At 39.0% G+C, this 3,118-nt stretch carries 4 protein-coding genes; all 4 read left to right on the top strand.

Annotated features, from left to right (window positions below):
- A partial coding sequence (locus V7147_RS01755) for a YhcN/YlaJ family sporulation lipoprotein (protein WP_335366137.1) occupies positions 1 to 660 on the top strand: 660 nt, incomplete at its 5' end.
- A 159-nt stretch (positions 661 to 819) separates the two neighbouring features.
- Positions 820 to 1,347 (top strand): intercompartmental signaling factor BofC, encoded by a 528-nt coding sequence (locus tag V7147_RS01750; protein ID WP_335366136.1) that lies wholly within the window; start codon positions 820 to 822, stop codon positions 1,345 to 1,347.
- Between the two features lie 109 nt (positions 1,348 to 1,456).
- Positions 1,457 to 2,059 (top strand): Holliday junction branch migration protein RuvA, encoded by a 603-nt coding sequence (gene ruvA / locus V7147_RS01745; protein ID WP_335366135.1) that lies wholly within the window; start codon positions 1,457 to 1,459, stop codon positions 2,057 to 2,059.
- 13 nt (positions 2,060 to 2,072) lie between these two features.
- On the top strand, positions 2,073 to 3,074 hold the full coding sequence (gene ruvB, locus V7147_RS01740) for a Holliday junction branch migration DNA helicase RuvB (RefSeq protein WP_335366134.1): 1,002 nt from the start codon (positions 2,073 to 2,075) through the stop codon (positions 3,072 to 3,074).
- Positions 3,075 to 3,118: the final 44 nt, after the last annotated feature.

The following is a 3,118-nucleotide window of genomic DNA, read 5'->3' as shown; positions in this document are numbered from 1 at the left end:
ACCGGTATCATGAACAATTGGAACGACAGAAATAACGGAATCGGTATCATGAACAATCGGTATAACAATAACAACACCGGTGTTTTAGATAACGATAAAGCTAGAAAAAACCGTCCAGGAATTATGAATTATCGCGATGAACAGCGCCGGACTGGGATAATGAATAACCGTAATGGACGTACAATTAACCCTTATAATGATGGCAATCCAAATACAATTGGATATAATACGCATGGATATGCAGATCGCAACTATAGTAGCCATCTCAACGACAATAACCATAGGGTACACACTTATGGATATTACAATGACAATGGAAATTTAGTCCGTAAAATTTCCGAACGTGCTAATAAGGTTAAAAATGTTAACGATGTTCATGTTATCGTGACAGACGATAATGTCCTGGTTGCTATTAATACAAATAATAATAGCAACAATAATAATGTCCAAAATGCAGTTGAAAAAGCAGTTGCACCGCTAGCGGGAAATCGAAATGTAAATGTTGTGACAGATGAAGGTACTTTTACTCGTGTTCGTGACATCGATAATGACATTCGTAATGGAAACAGACGCGAAACAATCGATGCTGACATTAAAGACCTCTTTGACAACCTTGGAAACACCATAAAAGCTCCGTTTACAAATCAAAATAGGGGTTAGTTAATAATTTGGGATGTCCTTTTTGGACATCCCTTTCTAATGAAAATAAATGTGAAAAATATTGGATAAACCTGTTAATTTTGGTCACACTAATGGGTGTAGGGCGGTCATTGTTAAATATAAAGTAGTTGGCAATTAAATGTAAGAGGTGATGCCAAAATGAGAACGATAGCAAAGGTGATCGTTTGTCTAGCGGTTGTATTAATATTGCCAAGCTTTTCAGGAAACGGTGCAGAATTAGCAGAGGAAAATAAGGATACAGTTCATGAAGTGGACGGTCCAATAGAGGTTACTGTCATTCTTGAACGTGTTTATGTTGATGGTGAGGTAAGCGAAGAAATACTGAAAGAAACGATCCTATCAATGGAAGATTTTTGGGCCCAGTATGAGGGGTGGAACTTAGTCCATCAAGATGAAGATCAGGTTGTGTTTCAACAGCGTGTAGACGATATTTCGCCATTACTTAAAACAAACGGCTACTTTGGTTTGACGGAAGATGGAATTTTATCGATTTTTAACGGGAAACCTGATGAATCTGAAAAAGTCATCCAATCATTCTTTCAAATCGATGTTGAAAAGCTTGAAAGCTACCAGCATGATTTATTAAAAAAGGGCATCAAGGTTGGTACAAAGGACGAATATATTAATGTGATTGAAACTTATAAGACATACACATCCTCCCCTTAATACTTAAATATTTGAGAGACTAGGAAAGCTTCTGGTCTCTCTTTTATTTTAGTCTTTTCTTGTCGAATATGATAAAATAATGTACAGCAAAGTAGGGGAGAGAAGACGTTTGATTGAATTTATTAAAGGAACGGTTGTATATATAAATCCTGAATACATTGTTGTTGAAAATAACGGAGTAGGCTATCAAATTAATACGCCTAATCCATTTGTTTTTAAAAGAGAAAGTCAGGAAACCGTTTATACATATCAGCATGTTCGAGAGGATATATTGTCTCTCTATGGTTTTAAGACACGTGAGGAGCGTGCCTTATTTTTGAAATTGTTAAATGTTACAGGTATCGGTCCAAAAGGCGGGCTAGCGATTCTTGCCTCTGGAGAACCCCAACAGGTCATTCGAGCGATAGAGAATGAGGATGAAAAATATTTAGTAAAGTTCCCAGGTGTAGGTAAAAAGACTGCACGTCAAATCATTTTGGATTTAAAAGGAAAGCTTCATGACCTTATGCCTTCATTACATCCTGATTTATTTTCCGAAGATCATGAGCTTGAGATAAATACAAGTCATACAGAACTTGATGAAGCTGTAGAAGCATTAAAAGTGTTAGGATATGCAGAAAGAGAAATCAAAAAAGTATTGCCTGAATTAAGAAAAGAAAAGCTATCAACTGATCAATATATTAAAAAGGCTTTACAAAAGCTATTAAAATAAGGGGGTTGCTTGAATGGAGGACAGAATCGTTTCAGGTAGTGCCAATTACGAAGAGTCAGCAATCGAGCAAAGCCTTAGACCGCAAACCTTATCCCAGTATATTGGTCAAGAAAAGGTAAAATCGAATTTAGCGATTTTCATTGAAGCTGCAAAAATGAGGCAGGAGACCTTAGACCATGTATTATTATATGGACCTCCGGGGCTGGGGAAAACGACGCTAGCTACGATTATTGCAAACGAAATGGGCGTTAATATTCGCACGACCTCAGGCCCAGCGATTGAAAGGCCTGGGGATTTAGCAGCTATTTTGACAGCACTTGAACCGGGAGATGTCCTTTTTATTGATGAAATCCATCGCCTCCAGCGTTCAATCGAGGAAGTTCTATATCCAGCAATGGAGGATTTTTGTTTGGATATTGTTATCGGAAAGGGAGAGGGAGCACGCTCTGTCCGACTCGATTTGCCACCCTTTACTCTAGTTGGAGCAACCACACGTGCTGGTTCCTTATCTGCCCCACTTCGGGACAGATTCGGAGTGCTTAGTCGTCTCGAATATTACAATGAAAATCAGCTTGCTGATATCGTAACTAGGACAGCGGATTTATTAGAGGTTGAAATCGAAGACCCAGCTGCATATGAAATTGCGAGGCGGTCAAGAGGAACGCCAAGGATTGCCAACCGTTTGCTTAGACGGGTAAGGGATTTCGCACAAGTGCGTGGCGATGGTACAATTACGACGCAAATGGCGAATGTGGCACTAGAATTACTTCAGGTCGACCGTTTAGGACTGGACCATATTGACCATAAATTACTTAAAGGAATCATTGAGAAGTTTCGTGGTGGTCCAGTTGGACTTGAGACGATTTCTGCTACAATTGGAGAAGAGGCTCTTACGATAGAAGATGTATACGAGCCATACCTCTTACAAATTGGCTTTCTGCAAAGAACCCCACGTGGTCGAGTCGTAACAGAACTTGTATATCAACATTTTCAAATTGAGGTTCCAAAGGAGTAAACCTAATCAAATACGCTTTGCGTATTTGCGCCCGATTTTTAGGC

This window comes from Bacillus sp. JJ1521, from assembly GCF_036965165.1.
GTDB lineage: Bacteria > Bacillota > Bacilli > Bacillales > Bacillaceae_L > Ferdinandcohnia.
The sequence above is the reverse complement of the archived record's forward strand: the minus strand, read 5'-3'. Positions and strand labels throughout refer to the sequence as shown.